14 protein-coding genes and 1 tRNA gene are annotated in these 19501 nt (G+C 33.8%); 6 read left to right on the top strand and 9 right to left on the bottom strand.

Annotated features, from left to right (window positions below; all coding sequences use genetic code 11):
• Positions 1-121: 121 nt before the first annotated feature.
• Entirely contained in the window at positions 122-1027 is a 906-nt protein-coding gene (locus LBP67_03740; GenBank protein ID MDR2084088.1) for a leucine-rich repeat domain-containing protein, read from the top strand.
• Between the two features lie 234 nt (positions 1028-1261).
• Positions 1262-1558, top strand: a complete 297-nt coding sequence (locus LBP67_03735; GenBank protein ID MDR2084087.1) for a T9SS type A sorting domain-containing protein — start codon at positions 1262-1264, stop codon at positions 1556-1558.
• A gap of 361 nt (positions 1559-1919) precedes the next feature.
• Here LBP67_03735 and rho read toward each other — a convergent pair whose 3' ends face one another.
• The 5 genes from rho to LBP67_03710 all read right to left on the bottom strand — a co-directional run bounded on the left by rho (position 1920) and on the right by LBP67_03710 (position 7801).
• Positions 1920-3863, bottom strand: a complete 1944-nt coding sequence (gene rho, locus LBP67_03730) for a transcription termination factor Rho (protein ID MDR2084086.1) — start codon at positions 3861-3863, stop codon at positions 1920-1922.
• Positions 3864-4183: 320 nt separating this feature from the next.
• On the bottom strand, positions 4184-4660 hold the full coding sequence (locus LBP67_03725; GenBank protein MDR2084085.1) for a DUF4293 domain-containing protein: 477 nt from the start codon (positions 4658-4660) through the stop codon (positions 4184-4186).
• Positions 4661-4714: 54 nt separating this feature from the next.
• Entirely contained in the window at positions 4715-5614 is a 900-nt protein-coding gene (locus LBP67_03720; GenBank protein ID MDR2084084.1) for a DUF3078 domain-containing protein, read from the bottom strand.
• 197 nt (positions 5615-5811) lie between these two features.
• On the bottom strand, positions 5812-7116 hold the full coding sequence (gene murA / locus LBP67_03715; GenBank protein ID MDR2084083.1) for a UDP-N-acetylglucosamine 1-carboxyvinyltransferase: 1305 nt from the start codon (positions 7114-7116) through the stop codon (positions 5812-5814).
• Positions 7117-7132: 16 nt separating this feature from the next.
• The gene (locus tag LBP67_03710) at positions 7133-7801 is read right to left on the bottom strand and encodes a DUF4290 domain-containing protein (GenBank protein MDR2084082.1); all 669 of its coding nucleotides are present in this window, start codon (positions 7799-7801) and stop codon (positions 7133-7135) included.
• A gap of 163 nt (positions 7802-7964) precedes the next feature.
• Here LBP67_03710 and LBP67_03705 point away from each other — a divergent pair.
• Positions 7965-8038: transfer RNA gene (locus LBP67_03705), tRNA-Ala, on the top strand.
• 259 nt (positions 8039-8297) lie between these two features.
• On the opposite strand, the gene LBP67_03700 is transcribed toward LBP67_03705, so the two are convergent.
• The gene (locus tag LBP67_03700) at positions 8298-10613 is read right to left on the bottom strand and encodes a UvrD-helicase domain-containing protein (protein ID MDR2084081.1); all 2316 of its coding nucleotides are present in this window, start codon (positions 10611-10613) and stop codon (positions 8298-8300) included.
• 177 nt (positions 10614-10790) lie between these two features.
• On the opposite strand from LBP67_03700, the gene LBP67_03695 reads away from it, so the two are divergent.
• The 3 genes from LBP67_03695 to LBP67_03685 all read left to right on the top strand — a co-directional run bounded on the left by LBP67_03695 (position 10791) and on the right by LBP67_03685 (position 16391).
• A complete protein-coding gene (locus tag LBP67_03695; GenBank protein MDR2084080.1) occupies positions 10791-12509 on the top strand; it encodes an ABC transporter ATP-binding protein/permease in 1719 nt (572 codons plus the stop codon).
• Entirely contained in the window at positions 12509-14269 is a 1761-nt protein-coding gene (locus LBP67_03690; protein ID MDR2084079.1) for an ABC transporter ATP-binding protein/permease, read from the top strand. Before LBP67_03695 ends, LBP67_03690 begins: the two co-directional genes overlap by 1 nt.
• Positions 14270-14336: 67 nt before the next feature.
• Positions 14337-16391, top strand: a complete 2055-nt coding sequence (locus LBP67_03685) for a T9SS type A sorting domain-containing protein (protein MDR2084078.1) — start codon at positions 14337-14339, stop codon at positions 16389-16391.
• Between the two features lie 45 nt (positions 16392-16436).
• Here the strand turns inward: LBP67_03685 and lptB are convergent, their stop codons facing one another.
• Genes lptB through LBP67_03670 form a run of 3 tightly spaced genes read right to left on the bottom strand, consistent with a single transcriptional unit; the run spans position 16437 to position 19481 of the window.
• Positions 16437-17162 carry an LPS export ABC transporter ATP-binding protein gene (lptB, locus tag LBP67_03680; GenBank protein ID MDR2084077.1) on the bottom strand — a complete coding sequence of 242 codons (726 nt, stop codon included), beginning with the start codon at positions 17160-17162 and terminating at the stop codon, positions 16437-16439.
• Positions 17162-18130, bottom strand: coding sequence for an AAA family ATPase (locus tag LBP67_03675; protein ID MDR2084076.1), 969 nt, complete (start codon positions 18128-18130; stop codon positions 17162-17164). The genes lptB and LBP67_03675 overlap by 1 nt, the downstream gene beginning before the upstream one ends.
• A gap of 4 nt (positions 18131-18134) precedes the next feature.
• Entirely contained in the window at positions 18135-19481 is a 1347-nt protein-coding gene (locus tag LBP67_03670) for a peptidylprolyl isomerase (GenBank protein ID MDR2084075.1), read from the bottom strand.
• Between the last annotated feature and the right edge of the window lie 20 nt (positions 19482-19501).

The following is a 19501-nucleotide window of genomic DNA, read 5'->3' as shown; positions in this document are numbered from 1 at the left end:
AATTAAATTTAAATGCAAAAGGAATATACACTGCATTATTGAGTAACGGAAAGAAGAGTTATAAAGGAAAGATTGTATTTGAGTAAAATATATATTATTAATATTCTTATTTTACAGCCCTATGAAAAAGAAAATTTTGTTATTGGCATTTGCGATACTATTTAATATTGTAAGTGTATTCTCGCAAGGCGGAATTACAGGACCGCTTAACTGGAAAATAGAAAATGACACACTGATTATCAGCGGAGAAGGTGAAATGCTCAATTATCCTCCTCCCATGCCGGGCAGTTGGCCATCCCCGTGGCACGATTTTGAATTTAGCGCTGTTGTTATTGAGTATGGTGTTACCAGTATTGGAGAAATGGCGTTTTATGCCTGCCGACAGTTTTCGTCTATTAAGATTGCCAACAGTGTTACAAAATTATGGAGCAATGCTTTTACTAATTCTAATCCGGATTCCATTGTTCTTCCAAATAGTGTTACATTTATTGATGAAGCTACTTTTAGTGTATGCGGTCTCTCTTCCGTAACTCTTCCAGACAATGTAACAAATATAGGACAAGGTGCTTTTATAGCTTGCAAAAATCTTACATCCGTTATCAACCATAATCCTGTTCCGCTATCTATTGATCCAAATGTTTTTGAAGATGTAAATGTCAGTGCGTGTAATTTGTATGTTCCAGCTGCATCAGTATCTCTTTACAAAGAAGCTCCAGTGTGGAAAGAGTTTAATATATTAGCCTTTGGAATTGAAGATTATGAAGATGAGGCTGGGAGCGAGCAGTTGGTTATTTATCCCAATCCTACCGCAGGCAGTTGCAAAATAATCCTGCCTCAGGATTTTTTACATGAAAGCGGATTAAGCTTATCAGTTTATGATATTTCGGGAAAGTTATTGCAACAAATCAATATAGATAACGGTATTGAAGAAGCAGGTATAAAATTAAATTTAGATGCAAAGGGAATATATACTGCATTATTGAGTAACGGTAAGAAGAGTTATAAAGGAAAGATTGTATTTGAGTAAAATATATATTATTAATATTCTTATTAACAACACTATGGAAAAGAAAATTTTATTATTGGCGTTTGCGATACTATTTAATTCGGAACAAATAGTTTTGATATTATAGTAACAGCGGAAGACGTAACCACAAGGAAAACATATACTATTGTTGTTACGCGCTTAGATGTATTATCCTATGAGTTAGATGCAAGTGTTTCCGGTTTTGGCGGCTCAATCTCGCCCGAAGGAATTGTAGTGGTTGCTGAAGGAGAAGATCAAACCTTTACATTCTCGGCAGAAGCAGATTATTCTATAGATAAAGTTTTAGTAGACGGAGTTAATAACACGCAAGCCTTAAGTGATGGATATTATACCTTCGAGAATGTTTCTGAAAATCATACAATGGTAGTTGTTGTCATTCCTCTTTCTATTGATGCTTATTCCGTAGAAATAAAAGTGTATCCGAATCCGACTGTAAATTATATTAATATTGAATCTGATGAAATAATAGAAGAACTGATTATCTTCAACTCCGCCGGAAAGAAAATATAATATATAGAAGATAAATCCTTAAAAATAGATATAAGCGGATATTTGCGGGGAATATATTATTTGAGGATAAACGGAAAAGCAATAAAGTTGATTAAGAGTTAACACCAATAATCACGATTAAAGAAATGCTGACTTTTATTTAAATAGACAGTATTTTCTATAGGAGCAAAGTTATACGGAAAAGCGGGAGAATATAAATCTCCCGCTTTTTATTTATTTTTTCAGTAAAATTGCGTATTCCTTAAAGGTTATGACGCTAACATTTAAATCGGCAAACTTAGAGAAAGATTGTTGTCCTGATTCAGGGGCATCGTGCACGGATAAACTCCGGAAATAAAAAACTAACCTTTAATATCTAAACTTATTCGTTTAGATTCGCAAGAAATTCCACATTGTTCTTAGTGTTTTTCATGCGGTCGCGAATAAATTCCATAGCTTCAACGGGTGTCATATCTGCCAAATGATTTCTAATAATATAAGTACGTTGAAGAATATCTTTGTTTATCAGCAGATCTTCGCGTCTTGTTCCTGATGCAACAATATCAACAGCCGGATAAATACGCTTGTTGGATAACCTTCTGTCGAGTTGAAGCTCCATATTACCGGTGCCTTTAAATTCTTCGAAGATAACTTCATCCATTTTAGAACCTGTGTCTATAAGAGCGGTAGCAAGTATTGTAAGCGAACCTCCGTTTTCAATTTGACGGGCTGCACCGAAGAATCTTTTCGGTTTTTGAAGTGCATTAGCTTCAACACCACCTGATAATACTTTTCCAGATGCCGGAGAAACTGTGTTGTATGCACGTGCAAGACGAGTTATTGAGTCAAGTAGAATTACTACATCATGACCGCATTCTACCATTCTTTTGGCTTTTTCAAGAACAATATTTGCAATCTTTACATGTCTGTCTGCAGGCTCATCAAAAGTAGATGAAACAACTTCCGCTCTAACGCTGCGTTTCATATCTGTTACTTCTTCAGGACGCTCATCAATAAGTAAAACAATAAGATATGCATCAGGATGATTGTATGATATTGCATTTGCTATTTCTTTTAGTAAAACGGTTTTACCTGTTTTAGGCTGAGCAACAATCAAACCTCTCTGTCCCATACCTATAGGAGCAAATAAATCAATAACTCTTGATGATAATGTTTCAAAAGGATGTTCTGTGAGTTTGAATTTCTTTTCCGGAAATAGGGGCGTTAAGAAATCGAAAGGAACTCTGTCTCTTACTTCCTCAGGAGTTTTACCGTTTATATATTCTACTTTTATCAATGGGAAATATTTTTCTCCTTCTTTCGGCGGACGAATTTGTCCGTTAATAGTATCACCGGTTTTTAATCCGAATAACTTAATTTGCGATTGAGAAACGTAAATATCATCAGGAGAATTAAGATAATTATAATCGGAACTTCTTAAAAACCCGTAACCTTCTGGCATTATTTCAAGAACGCCTTCGGCAGAAACAACAACTTCCAAATCAACAGTGGAAACAGAATCTTTGGTGTTATTTCTATTTCGTTGCTTATTATTATCGTTATTATTACGATTTTTCTGATTGTTTTGCTGGTTGTTATTTTTAGAAATTCTGTTGTTATTGTTATTATTATTTGTTACAACAGTTTCCTCGCTTTTAATATTCTTTTTGCTTTCGTTTTCTTTATTGTTAACTTTTTCAACGTGTTTCTCTTCATTTACATTCTCATGCGTTTTTTTGGAAACTTTATAAGTATCGTTATTGTTGAACTGATTATTATTGTCGGACATATCAACAGAAACTTTAGCATTATGCTCTATTGATGTGAGGAATCCGTTATCGTCGTTATCATTAAAATTATTGAATAATGGTTTCTTTTTGGGTTCGTTTTCAACTTCCGAACTTACCTTTATATATGAGTTATTAGTGTTGGTAGAAGAGCTCGCTAACTTGTTGTTGGCATTAACGGCTACGCGTTGTCTTTGGCGCGGACGTTTATTTTTTTGCGATTGCTCATTATTGGTTGATTTATCATTATGATTTTCTTCAGTCCGATTGTTTTCTGCAATTTTCTCTTCGTTAGTTTTGTTTTGTTTTGGTTTTTCAGTATTGTTCTTATTTTTTTGTTGATTATTTGCAGGTTTTTTGTCGTCTTTTTTATTGTCGGAATTGTATTTGTTGTTACTAGTTTGTAAGGCTTGATGATCTAATATTTTGAATATCAGTTCTTGTTTTTTTAAGAAGTTAGTTTTAGGAACGCCCAATTCTTTAGCAATTGACCGCAACTCACTAAGAAGTTTGCCTTCTAATTCATTTAAATCGTACATAAATATTTTTTTATTATGAAATAATTTGAAGCGAAAATGCTTCGGTTTAGAAATTGTTTTGAAATTGAATATGCTCTTAACTAAACATATATTTTATTAAAGAGTACATATTTGATTTGCAAAGATAAAATAATTTTTAATATAATCTATAATTAATTTTATTTGTTGACGAAAGCGATAAGGTTTAATGTTTGAAGTTAATGTTGTTATCATATCGAACGAGATGAAAATTTTCATAAACGATTCCGGAAAACCATTAGTTATATTAATTTTCATCTCGTTTGATAAATAATATCTTTTGTTTTTTATTTCGATTTTTTCTACCTAATTCTATCAAGAGATTTTATCATCTTAATATCTTTATTAATAAATCTATAAGCTAAAATTAAGAAAATGAAAACGATAATCGGTAAATATATACTTATGCAATCGCTATAAACAGTGCTGATATCAAACGCTTTAAATTCCCGCTCAATCATTGGTGTATAATAAATGAAAACCAAAAGCAGAAAAACCATGATTAATCCGATAGCAATGCTCGTTAATCTTAATTGTAGATTTCTTTTCTTATAAAGAAGAATGGTAATGATACTCAATAATAATGTTAATCCCCAAACAACAATCAAAGGAATATTGTACACTGAAGAGAAAGGTGATTCTCCCGTTAAATCTTTAAAACTGAAAAGGTTTAATACAAATGAAAAGTCGCCGTAATATTTTGCTATGGGGAAGAACGGCATTAGAATTAATGCTACTACGGCAATTAGTAAAAATAATGTTTGTTTTCTCTGAATCATTTTATTAGGGATTAAATTTTTTTGATAATAATATGAAATTTGGAATTAGTAATCTTAGAACGAAAACGTAAATCCTATTCCGAATAATTCTTTAAATTGAACTTTGGCGGTATCATTAATGCCGTCATTATTAGTATCTGTAGTCAAAATATCTTTATCCCAGATAAGATTTGTGGTTAAGTTTGCCGATAAAAATTTGTTGATTCTCATAATGATAAATACATCCCAATTTACAATCACATCAAAGGGAGCTTCATCAAGATAATCGGTAAATAAAAGAAGATTTGATGCAACCTCAACATTTTTGAATATTTCCTTTTTTAAGTCGATTTTAATTAATCCGCCGAATCTTGTTTTACATATTTGTCCTAAATCGTTGCCGTATTGCACTTGTAATTCTTCAATAGTAACAAATGTTAACCTTGCAACAGCGGGCGATACGTTAATTGTGAGCCAATCTAAAGGCACAATATCAATGCCAATACCGGCAGAAAGATAACCTGGTGCCATGAAACTTGAAACAAGCTTCGGGTCAACATCATCTTTATATTCAAATGTATTGGAAAATTGGGTTTTGAAATTCAGTGTTGCAGCTAATCTGAATAATTTATTGAGAGACCAGCTATATTTACTGTCAAAATTAATTCTGTCGTCACTTTTCTTTATAGGTTCGTCTTTAGTATAAATGGTACCGTAACCCAGTTGAAGGCCGTTTTCCCAGAGGTGTCTGTCTTTATGATAATTGGCAAAAGTGTTAACGAATGAGTTTAACGACAAACTGTTTGAGCCACCGGCAGCCCAATTGGTAAAACTTACTTGTGAAAAATTAATGGAAGTTGTTAACCCGAATTTCCATTTCTTTTCTACTGCTGTGGAGTCTTGTTGTGTGTCTTGCGCAAAAGTTGATATGCTTATTAAGCATATTACAGATGCTAAAATTAGATTCTTTTTCATATAAATATTTTTTTAGTTTTATAAATTTCGTTATTAAAATATTCAATAATTTATGTTTATAATTTGCATGGTGTTGCATTTCATGACTTGATAGAATGTAATATTAGTTTATTTCCTTAATCAATATTAGCATTAATCCTAAACTTGCCGGTATTTTGTCATTTCCAGTCATAATACATCTACCTTTCCCCTTTCCCTCATATTCTCTCAATTCTTGCACCCAAAGCGTTTAATCTTCCGTCAATATTTTGATAACCTCTGTCAATTTGATCTACATTATGAATTATGCTTGTGCCTTTGGCTGAAAGTGCGGCAATCAACAATGCTACTCCGGCGCGAATATCGGGAGATGACATTTCAATACCTCTTAGTTGTTGTTCCCGGTTTAATCCGATTACCGTAACTCTATGCGGGTCACAAAGAATAACTTGTGCGCCCATTTCAATAAGTTTGTCAACAAAGAACAATCTGCTTTCGAACATTTTTTGATGTATTAAAACGCTTCCCTTGGCTTGGATAGCAGTTACAAGTGCTATACTTATCAAATCAGGAGAGAATCCCGGCCATGGTGCATCGGCAATATTCATTATAGATCCGTCGAAAAATGTTTCTACTTCATAATGATTTTGTTTGGGTATTAATAAATCATCACCGGTTCTTTCCATTTTTATTCCGAGTCTGCTGAAAACAGTAGGAATTAGTCCTAATTCATCATAACATACATTCTTAATTGTAATTTCGGAATTAGTCATTGCCGCCAACCCAATAAATGAACCTATTTCAATCATGTCTGGCAGTAAAGTATGTTCGCAACCCTTAAGTTTATGAACTCCTGTTATTTCCAAAAGATTAGATCCGATTCCGTTTATTTTTGCACCCATTTTTGTCAACATTCTACATAATTGAACAATATACGGTTCACAAGCGGCATTGAAGATTGTTGTTTTCCCTTCAGCCATTACGGCAGTCATAATAATATTTGCCGTTCCGGTTACCGAAGCTTCATCCAAAAGCATATATTTGCCTTCGAGTTTTTTGCCTTCAACAATGATGAATTTGTTATCGTTGCTATATTTTAATTTAGCGCCGAGTTTTTCTAATCCGAGGAAATGTGTATCCAATCTGCGCCGGCCGATTTTATCACCGCCGGGTTTATAAATATATGCGTGTTTGTAACGTGCAAGTAACGGACCTACAAGCATTACCGAACCTCTCAGTTTTCCGGCATTTAAAGCAAAGTCATTATCGAGCATTCTACCAATAAAAATATTCTCGGCTTTAATACTTACTTTATCTTGATATCTCTTAACATCCGCACCTAAATAAGATATTAGATCCAAGAGTTTATTTACGTCGATGATATCCGGAACGTTTGTAAAATTTATTTCTTCGGGAGTAAGCAGGGCAGCGCAGAGTACTTGAAGAGCTTCGTTTTTAGCTCCTTGCGGAGTAATGTCGCCGCTTAGTTGTTTGCCGCCGTTGATTTTAAATGTTGTTGCCATTATAATTTAGTATTGATTATCTTCTGGCTTTTATTTTTTTGTTTTTATTTATTACTGCGTTTTTCTTCTTGCCTTTATTCTTACCCTTTGCAGGTTCGGGTTCAATACTTTTTAAGACTCTATTTTTCTCTTGACTTAGTAATAAAGCGGTTGAAGGCAGTTTTATCTTATTATTAATATCAAGCTTTCCTTCGGCTATAGCTTGCATATCTTCAATTATAAGCTTATCGTCAACACTTTCTCGGTTCCAAATAAGATAAAGTTTTTTCATTTGTGTGGCTAACATAACAATAGCTCTATCTTTTTTCTCTCCTTCGGGAAGATTTACAACTTTGTTTATTAGCATTTGTGTTAAATTGCCGTAGTGCCTGAATTTAATACGATTTGAATTATAAAGAATCCTGTTTGGTTTTGCATATATTTCTTCCGGTGTTGGAGGAGGGAAAGGACTATCAACGTTAAGCTCATAATTAGACATAATATGTATTTGATCCCAAAGTTTACGAAGATAGTTGCCGTCTTTATTGTCGCCGTCATTAAGGTTGTAAAGTACGTTTACCAAACCGTAAATATATTTTGTGCGTTTGTCCTTGTCTTCAATTTTTGTAATGCTTTCAATCATCTTTTGTATATTTCTGCCATGTTCGGGTAGAAATAACTTCTCTCTCTCTGTGTTATATTCCATAAGGGAAATTTAATTGTGTTTAAGTATAAAACATTTTTAATTATAGGTCAATGTCAATGAATTAACATTTTTATTCGTTGTGTTTATTTTGGGTTTATACAACTTTTTTATTTTTATTATTTTAATTCAAAATTTATTATTAATTTTGCATCGCTTTTTAGTTGGGGTATTAGCTCAGTTGGCTAGAGCGTTTGACTGGCAGTCAAAAGGTCAACGGTTCGATTCCGTTATACTCCACATTTTAGATTTCAAATTCCAGATTTATTAATTTTGCCTTTATTTATCAATTAATTCATTTTTGAGATCCAAATCTTCAAACATTTATCCTTGACCTTTTCCTTTTTTATCAAAAACCTTAATGAATCTTAATAAAAGTTTTGCAAAAATAATATTTTTTTTAATTATTGCAATTTTTTTTAAAACCTATTAGAATTTTATTTGTTTAAATATTATTTAAAAATCCGTTTCTATATCTAACCTAAAATAAAAGTACTTCTTAATTCAATTTTTGTAACTTAGCAAAATGCAAAAGTAATAATTTTTCCCCAAAATGTTTGAAATTTACTTTTGCTTTTTTATTAGGCCCGTTTCCTTCTAAACTAATAACAACACCTTCACCGAATTTACTGTGTATTACACGGTCGTTTATCTGAATTGTATTATAATCGAGTGGAGGTTGGTTGCTTGGAGTAACAATCTTATTATTATCAATAGGTTTTAAGTTTTTCGTGTTAACCGTATTTGACGGTCTGAAAACAGGTTTTTCTTCATCGAAACCATGAATATTTGATAAAACTCCGAATTTGTTTGCACTTCTTTCAGGAGTATGAAAATGTGAATAATCGAAATCTTTTAAAAACCTGCTCGGTTCGGACGACATTAATGAACCCCAACGATAACGATTTTCAGCGTAGGACAGGGTTAGTGATTTTTGAGCCCTTGTGCAAGCTACATATAATAATCGTCTTTCTTCCTCAAGATCTTCACGGGAATAAATGCTTTGCGCACCCGGAAATAAATTTTCCTCCATTCCGACTACGAAAACATGTGAAAACTCCAAACCTTTAGCCGCGTGAATAGTCATCAGTTGAACCTTGTTGTTATCGTCGTCATCCTGAGTATCTTTGTCTGTAAGTAAAGCTACATCCTGCATAAACATATCCAAAGTGATAAGCTCTTCGGGATTAATTTCACCTAAATTCTCAACAGCAGTCATGGCATTACGTTTTTCCGTAAAATCGCCGATAGCATTTATTAATTCCTCAATATTTTGCAAACGAGCAACTCCTTCAGGCGTACTGTCTTCAGTAATGTTTCTGATGATTCCGGATTTAACTGAGATTTCCTTTGCCAATGAATGAGCATCTGTTTTGGAAACCTTATGTCCGAAATTAGTAATCATGGTTACAAATTCATCAATCCTGTTAATTGTATTGATAGAAATTTTTAATGTGCGCAAGCCATCTGTGTTGTGTAAAACCTGCCAGGTAGATGTACCGTGTTCGGCAGCAAGATTCTGTATCTTTTCGAAAGTAGTTTGACCGATTCCGCGCGCGGGATAATTAATTATTCTCGCTAAAGCTTCTTCGTCATTATGATTTACGGCAAGCCTGAAATACGCCAACAGGTCTTTGATTTCTTTTCTTTGATAAAACGAAAGTCCGCCATAAATAATGTAAGGTATATTCATCCTCCTGAGCGCCTCTTCAAAAGAACGCGATTGCGCATTTGTTCTGTACAAAATTGCAAACTCGCTGTTTTTCAATTGTTGATTCATCTTCTTTTCGAAGATAAAACTTGCGACCTTTGATGCTTCTTCGCCGTCACTAACCGCTTGAAACAATCTGACTAATTCGCCGTCTTCATTATCAGTCCATAGATTTTTATGTATCTGATGTTTATTTTTTGCAATAACCGAATTGGACGCCTCAACAATATGTGATGTGGAGCGGTAATTTTGTTCGAGCTTGAAAGTTTTCAGGTGCGGATAATCGGCTTCAAAACCGAGAATATTTCCGATGTTTGCTCCCCGGAATGCGTAAATACTTTGTGCATCATCGCCTACAACGCAGATATTATTATCAGGAGCGGCAATTTGTTTTACTATTTGATATTGAGCAGTATTAGTATCCTGAAACTCATCAATTAAAACATATTTAAACCGTTTTTGATATTTAGCTAAAACTTCAGAAAAATTTGTAATAAGAATATAGAAGTTGAAAATAATATCATCAAAATCCATTGCGGATGAGCGAAATAAACTTTGCTGATATAAAGTGTATAATTTCCCGATTTCCGGTTTTCCAACGGAACGATCATGTTCGGAAAGTTCGGGAAGTTCATTATATTCTTTACTTGAAATCAACCTCGATTTTGCTGCAGAAATTCTTGACAATACTAAGTTAGGCGGATATGTTTTAGGATCAAGTTCCAAATCCTTAATTATTTTTTTTAAAACACTTTTCGAATCATCGGTATCGTAAATTGTAAAATTATGCGGATATCCCAGTAAATGTCCGTCGGCTCTAAGCAGTCGTGCAAAAATAGCGTGGAAAGTTCCCATCCAAACATTTTGTGCTTCACTGCCAACAAGTGTTGAGACACGTTCTTTCATTTCTCTTGCCGCTTTATTAGTGAAAGTTAATGCCATGATGTTAAATGCATCAACACCATGCTGCAAGAGATGAGCAATTCTGTAAGTAAGAACGCGTGTTTTACCCGAACCGGCACCCGCAATAACCATTACAGGTCCGTCTTGTTGTTCAACTGCTTGTTTTTGAGAAGAATTTAAATCACTAAAAAGATTTTTCATATTGACCGCAAAGATAATAAATAGTTGAGAGTTGAGAGGTTTGGTATAAAAGTTTTTTATAATGCTATCGGAAGTTTATCGAATTTGATATTTATGAGTTTTAAGTTTCGAATTTCTATATCTTTTACGCATTTTTCTTCAACACTTTTTCTTATCTTTGCAAATCAATTTTTCAACATGAAAGATTACTGGAAGATACTTAAAACTTACAAGCGGTACATCATTTTAAGCCCGATATTGGTATTCGGCTTTGTGCTATGCGAAACTTTACAACCTACATTAATGGCTGATGTTATTGATAATGGCGTTATGAAAGGTGATATGCCGCGTATTTTTAAAGTCGGCGGTATAATGGTTGCACTTTCGGTTTTAGGAATTATTTTTAGTGTATCCAATGTTTATTGTGCATCAAAAACTGGAACGGGATTTGCTACGGATATTCGTAAGGCGCTGTTTTCCAAGATACAAAAAATGTCATTTAGTGATATTGATTCATTCGGTTCGGAATCTTTGATAATAAGAATGACAAATGATACGACAATGCTGCAGCAAGTTATTATTCGTATTATGATGGTACTTTACCGTGCTCCTTTGATGATGATTCTCGCATTCTTTTTTATCATCAGAATTAATCCGCAGATAGCTCTGTATATAGGACTTGCAATACCTATTCTTGCAATTGCCGTTGCGATACTTATGCGCAAAGCTTATCCTCTGTTCTCAAGCGTTCAGAAAAAGTTGGATAATCTAAATAGAATTATCAGGGAGAATTTAATAAATATCAGGGTTGTTAAATCTTTCGTTCGCGAAGATTATGAAAAGGAGAAATTTCAAGAAGCAAATTTAGAATATAGAGATAATTTTATAAAGGCTTTGGATTTGATTGTTATGGCGATGCCTGTAATGCAATTTATTATGAATGCTCTTGTTATTGCGATTCTCTGGGTTGGCGGTTCCAGGCAGATGCAAATTGGCGGATTAATTTCAATGCTTAATTACACCATGCAGATACTTATGGCTCTGATGTTTGTTTCTATGACACTTGTTATGATGGTGCGCGCTTCGGCTTCTTCAACAAGGATTAGGGAAATAATGCATAAAGAAGTCTCTATCTCTGACTCACAGAATTGTGCTGTAGATAAATACAAAGTAAATTCGGGAAGTATCGAATTTAAAAATGTTTGTTTTAAATATAATAAGGATAGCGAAAACTTTGTCTTGAAAAATATCAATTTAAAAATAAATAACGGCGACAAAGTTGCTATTGCCGGGGCTACCGGATCTTCAAAATCAACTTTGCTGCATTTGATTCCGCGTTTATATGATATTACTTCCGGCGAAATTATTATCGGCGGAAGGGATATTAAAGATTATTCTTTGCATGAATTGAGGGAATCTATAGGAATGGTTCTCCAGAAGAATGAACTTTTCAGCGGAACAATTGCTTCTAATTTAAGATGGGGTAATGAAAATGCTTCAATGGAAGAATTGGAAGAAGTGAGTAAAATTGCTGAAGCACACGATTTTATTATGTCATTCCCTGAAGGTTATGAAACTATTCTTGGTCAAAGTGGTGTAAATATATCGGGCGGACAAAAACAGAGACTTTGTATTGCCCGAGCTATTCTGAAAAAACCTAAAATATTGATTCTTGATAATAGCACCAGCGCTGTTGATACCGATACCGAAAGCAAAATCATGAATAATCTGAAAAATTATCTTACGGATACAACAGTGTTAATGGTTACTCAAAGATACTCTTCTATGAGTTCTTGTGATTATGTTGTTGTACTTGATGACGGACAAATTGAATCAATCGGAAAACCAAACGAACTACTGGAAAAATCGGAAATATTTAATGAAATTTTTACCTCACAACAATTAATGATAAGTTAATGGTAAAAGAACATAAACAAAAAAAACTTAGAGAATCTAAGGGCACTATTCTAAGATTGATTTCATATCTTTCTAAAGAGAAGAAATTGCTGCTTGCCGTTTTCCTTCTTATTATTGTGAGCACTGCAACAAACATTGGCGGTTCCTATCTTTTACGCCCGATTATCAATGATTATATAATCCCTCAGGATGTTTCAGGATTGCTTAGAATGCTTATTATTCTTGGTTGTATTTATATTTTAGGATTGCTGACTGTCTTCTTTCAAAATATTTTGCTGAACAGGATAGGGGAACGAACAGTTGCACGACTGAGATACGAGTTATTCGTTAAGATGGAATCATTGCCGATAAAATTTTTTGATAAAAATAAGCATGGTGAATTAATGAGTCGCTTCACCAATGATATTGATAGAGTTAGTGAGGTTTTAACCGAAACTTTATCAAGTGTTTTCAGCAATGCACTATCGCTTATATGTATTTTAGTATTAATGATTTATATCAGTCCGATTCTCACAGTAGTTACTATTTTAATGATTCCTGTTATGCTTTTGGCGGCGAGAATGATTGTTACCCGCAGTAAGAAATATTTCAAATGGCAGCAAAAAGCTTTAGGTGCCGAAAATGCTTATGTTGAGGAAAATATCGGTGGATTGAAAGTTGTTAAGGTATTTAATCATGAAGAAAGATCGGAAGAAGATTTCGATAAATTGAATGAGGATTTACGTGAAAAAGCTCGCAAGGCACAACTGTATTCCGGAATTATGATGCCGATGATGCATAATCTGAACACTCTTAATTTTGTGCTGATAACAATTGTAGGTGCTTTCCTTGCATTTACTCGCGGACTTGATCTTGGTGGATTGGCAACTTTTTTACAATATTCGCGTCAGTTCGGTCGTCCGATTAATGAATTGTCTAATCAATACAATACTCTGCAGGCTGCTATTGCCGGAGCTGAAAGAATTTTCAATGTTATTGACGAAAAGCCGGAAAATGAACTTGATCTTATTAAAAACAATGACAATCCGGTTAATTTGAAGGGCGATGTTGTATTTGAAAATGTTTTTTTCTCTTATATTGAAAACCATGAAGTTCTTAAAGATATTAATATTCAGGCATCTCCGGGTAAAAAGATTGCTTTGGTAGGTTCTACCGGTGCGGGGAAAACCACAATCTTCAATATTATTCCGCGTTTTTATGATCCGCAAAAAGGTGAAATTCTTTTCGACGGTATTTCTCATGAAAAAATTAATCGAGAAGATATTAGAAAATCTCTTGCGGTTGTTTTGCAAGATACTCACCTGTTTACAGGAACTGTAATGGAAAACATACGTTACGGCAAACTCGATGCAACTGATGATGAAGTTATTGATGCAGCAAAATTAGCTGCCGCACATTCTTTTATTAAACGCCTTCCCGATGGTTATAATACTGTTTTAACTAACGATGGTTCTAATCTTAGTCAGGGACAGCGCCAATTGTTGAATATTGCCCGTGCTGCGATTGCAAACCGCCCGATTTTATTATTAGATGAGGCTACGAGCGATGTTGATACAAGAACTGAAGTTTTAATACAAAAAGGAATTGATAAATTAATGGTTGGTCGTACGAGTTTTGTTATTGCCCATAGATTATCGACAGTGAAAAATGCCGATGAAATTTTAGTTATTGAAAAGGGAAGAATTGTGGAAAGAGGTTCTCATACGGAATTAATGAACCTTAAGGGACGATATTACGAACTCGCACATGTTAATATCTGATTTCTTTGATTTTAAGAAAATTTAATTTAGATTTGCATTTAAATTATAATTAATTAAAATCTTACACATGAAAAAACTTTACACATTTTTATTAATGATTGCTTTTTGTGTTGGACTATCTGCCCAAAGTAAAGCATTGTATATCAGCGAATCTTTTGATGAGGCTGATTTTCCTGAAGGTTGGGAAATATTAAGCTGGAGCACTTCAAATTGGTCACTTGCCAATTCTAATCAAGCAGGTGGCGAACCCTATGAAATCTCTATGATGTGGGTTCCGGCATTAACCGGAACAACCGGTCGTTTAGGTTCTCCCGTCATAGATCTTTCAAATCATAACGGAACATTAATATTGGAATTTCAATATTTAGTTCAAAATATGGGAGAATGTTTGTTAGGTGTTGCTACTACTTCTAATAATGGTAATACTTGGAATATTGTTTATGAGAAAGATTCTCCTCAATATCCTTCTCCCATAGAATATGCTTCAATAGAAATTAACAGTCCGGATGTTGGTAGTGAAAATTTTAGGTTCTGTTTTTTCTTTCATAGTGATGAAACAGGTATGACCGCTAAAAGATGGGCTATTGATAATGTTATTTTGTATAGTCTTGTAGATTATGATGCACAACTATTATCAATTGACGGCATTGCTGAAGCTGTACAGCAGGGTTGGAACGAAGTTGCTTTTACTTTTGCTAATAAAGGTAGAGAAACAATAACATCAATTGAAGCAAGTTATCAATTTGATGGTATGTCTTTGATTACCGAAACTTTCAATTCTTTATCAATAGCTCAGAATGAAATATATAGTTTAACTTTTTCAGAAAAAACTTCATTAACATTAAATGAGGATTATACTTTAACTGTTAAGATTGATAAGATAAACGGACAAGATGATCAAGAGCCGGCCAATAATTCTTTAAATATGAATCTTCATGCTTATACCGCCTTAGGTGAAAAACGTTTGTTGATAGATCACTTCACAAGCTCTACTTGTTCTCCATGCCCTTCAGCCAATCAAGCTATGTCGGAATTTCTGGATATTTATTCAGAACAAACGGTAATTTCTAAATATCAGATGAATTGGCCGGGAATAGGAGACCCGTATTATAATGCCGACGGCGGATTAAGAAAAGTCTTTTATGAAGTAGAGAGTGTTCCTAAAATATTTTTTAATGGAAATATTTTGAATACATTTAATTTTGAGAGTTTCTTTAAATTTTATTTTGCAAAACAAATTCCTATTCTTGAAATTCGGGGAGCATTTAATATCGATGACACAAATGTTAATATCGATTTCAATATTGTTGCTTATGAAGATTTAGAAAATCTTGCAGTTTATGTTTCTGTAAATGAAAAGCATACAACCGGAAATGTAGGAAATAACGGCGAAACGGATTTTTACCATGTTATGATGAAAATGCTTCCTGATGGAAATGGAACATCTACAAGTTTTGAACAATTTGATCCCCAAAATTTTACCTTCCAATATGATTTATCAAATACTTTTGTTGAAGAATATGATGATTTGGAAGTTGTTGTATTTGTTCAGGATCCGGTTAGTAAAACTATTTATAATGGAAATTATTTATTGGAAAAAGAGCAACTTGATAATATTCCGCCGAAAAATCTTCAATTGGATGAATTTTTAGGTATAACGTGCTTTGCATCTTGGGAAGCTCCTTTTAAATCCGGTCTTACAGGATATAACGTTTATATCAATGATGAATTAGTAGCTTCCGATATTACAGAAACATCTTATACTTTTCAAACAAATTTTAATGAATTATACATAGTAAAAGTTTCAGCTGTATATGACAATGGTATTGAATCTGTTCGCATAGCAGATTATATTTATACCAGCGGCCAGGGAATTAATAGATATAATAGTAATGTTAGAATTTATCCCAACCCGGCCGATGACTATGTAATTATAAATTCCGATAAAAATATAAATAGGGTAGAAATATATAATAATTTAGGTCAACTTATAGATGAAGTTAAATTAAATAATGTTTCTAATGCCAAAATTATTACCGGTAAATATTCCAATGGAATTTATATTCTTAAGATATCTTTCGAAGATAATAGTACTTCAAGCCAAAAGATTGTCATTAAGTAAATTCAATACACAAGATAAGGCTGTAAAGTAATAAAAGAATCTCTCTTATCTTCTTAGTTCGAAATGCTCGCCAAGATAAACTTTCCTTACCATTTCGTCTGCGGCGAGCTCTTCGGCTGTGCCGGATTTTAAAACTTTACCTTCAAATAAAAGATAAGCTCTGTCTGTAATGCTCAGAGTTTCATGTACATTATGGTCTGTTATGATTACTCCTATATTTCTTTCTTTTAATTGTCTGACTATGCGTTGAATGTCTTCTACCGCGATAGGATCTACGCCGGCAAAAGGTTCATCCAAAAGAATAAATTTCGGATCTACAGCTAATGAACGCGCAATCTCTGTTCTTCTTCTTTCGCCGCCGGATAAAGAAATTCCTTTTGTCTTTCTAACATGGTCAAGCCCGAATTCTTTTAAAAGAGATTCAAGTTTCTCCTCTCTTTCGGCTTTTGTCCTGTCTGTAAATTCTAAAATAGAATAAATATTGTCTTCAACGCTTAAATGCCTGAAGACGGATACTTCTTGCGGTAGATAACCGATTCCCAGCTTTGCTCTTTTATACATGGGCATTTCGGTAATATCCATGTTTTCTAAAAATATTTTTCCCGATAACGGTTTTATTAATCCGACTATCATGTAAAATGATGTGGTTTTTCCTGCTCCGTTAGGACCTAATAACCCGACAATACTGCCCTGTTCAACATTTATTGAAACATTGTTTACAACAGCACGTTTCTTGTAAACTTTGACCAGATTTTCGGTTCGAAGAATCATTATTTCTCTAAAAGTTGATCAACAATGTAATCTTGAGAAATTCCTTCTGCTTCCGCTTTGTAATTTTTTACAATACGATGGCGAAGGATAGATTTTGCTACGGCGTTTATATCTTCAAAATCCGGAGAAAATTTACCGTGGATAGCCGCATGACATTTTGCACCGAGGATAAGATATTGCGAAGCTCTCGGCCCTGCGCCCCATGATAAGTATGTATTCACAATTTCAGGAGCTTGTGGTGTAAACGGGCGGGTTTGTGCCGCTATATTTACTGCATATCTGTAAATATTATCGGGAACCGGAATCATACGCACAATATTCTGATATTTGATAATGTCTTCTTTTGAAAGAATAACATTTGTTTCCGGCATTTCATTGGCGGTAGTACGTTTAATAATTTCAACCTCTTCATCAAATGAAGGATAATCTAAAACAATATTAAACATAAATCTGTCGAGTTGAGCCTCGGGCAGAGGGTATGTACCTTCTTGTTCAATCGGATTTTGTGTTGCAAGAACAAAAAAGGGTTCTTCAAGTTTATGAGTTTCTTTACCAATCGTAATAGATTTTTCCTGCATCGCTTCCAGAAGTGCGGATTGTGTTTTTGGAGGTGTTCGGTTTATCTCGTCAGCTAAAATGATATTAGAAAAAAGAGGGCCTTTTATAAGAGTAAAATCACGATTTTTATCTAAAATTTCGGCACCGATAATATCCGACGGCATAAGGTCGGGAGTAAACTGGATTCTGTTGAATGTTAAATTTAATGCTTTGGCAATTGTGCTAACCAATAAAGTCTTTGCCAATCCAGGAACTCCGACAAGCAGTCCGTGACCTTTACTGAAAATGGCTATAAGTACATCGTCAACAACCTTATCTTGCCCTACAATAGTTTTCGCTATTTCTTCTTTTAATCGTTTATATGCGGAAACAAATTCATTAAATTCTTTTACGTGATCTTCTTTATTCATAATATTATTTTTGAATCCATTTATTTAGTATATCACAATTCTGATATTCGTCTTTTATAAAAATATATGTTTTTGCAGCTTTAGATCTTACCCATTTAGCAATAGTAAGAGTATTTTTCTCTTGTTCTGCCCAACCCTGAATCTTATTATAATCGTCTCTTAAATTAGCTTTATGAGGTACGGTACGCGATTTAAGAAGTAGAATTCTGTAAGCTTCATTGCCGTCTTCCGTCATCATTTTTGACGGCCGCGAAATTTCACCAACTTGGAGTTTATCAATAATAAAAAACAATTGTGCGTCGTAGTTACCTAATTGTGTCGCATCAAACCAAGTATTTCCGGTATAAGGATTTACAATAATACCACCATTGATTTTTCCCGGATCATCAGAGAATTTTCTGGCAGCAGTTTCAAAAGACATTGTATCATTTTTAATAACATTATATACAGAATCTAAAAACTGGTTTGCTCTGTGTAAATCGTATGGAGAAGCTTTCGGGACAATAAGAATATGTTGAACATCAATATAATCTCCCATACGATTGATAGATTTTATTATATGATAACCTGCCTGGGTTTTAATAACGTTAGATATTTCACCGGGTTTAAGAGCATAAGCAGCGGCTTCAAAGTCAGGATATGTATCACCTCTTCCGACAGTACCTATAGATCCGCCTTGCGATGCGGAACCCGGATCCTCGGAATAAAGTACCGCCATGGTTGAAAAGTCTTCGCCATTAATTACACGTTCGCGAATTCCGGCAATTTTATTATATGCCACTTCCATTTCCGTAACACTGATAGTTGGTTTCTTAATGATTTGCGAAATTTCGTATTCAGCGGGAATATCAGGTACTTCGGATTTCGGGATAGAATTGAAATACTCTCGAACTTCTGTAGGTGTTATCTTTGTATTTACTGTAATATTATCTTTAACAGTTTCAACTATCATTTGATCTCTAATAGATTCTCTAAATTCGTTTTTAATTTCATCGACTTTTTTACCGTAAAAACTTTCAAACTTTTCTTTAGAACCCATAGATGAAATGAAATAACGTATTCTGTTATCCAATTCCATTTCAACATAAGCTTCGTTAACTTCTATTGAATCTATTGCGGCTTGAGTAATCAATAATTTTTGAAATAATAAATCATCAAGTACTTCACATTTGGTTATGTCCGGTAAACTTGATCTGTATTGAAGATAATGATTTTCTAAATCGGAAAGCATTATCATTTCCTGTCCGACAATTGCTATTACTTCATCAATTATTTTAGAATTTTCCTGAGCAAAAACCGTACTTGTCAAAAATATACAAGAGATTATGAGTATTTTTTTTATTGTTTTCATTAAGGTCGCTGTTATCGTTT

It is taken from the genome of Bacteroidales bacterium, assembly GCA_031276035.1.
Lineage (GTDB): Bacteria > Bacteroidota > Bacteroidia > Bacteroidales > BM520 > RGIG7150.
Note: the sequence above shows the minus strand (reverse complement) of the source record. Positions and strands in the feature narration are given on the sequence as shown.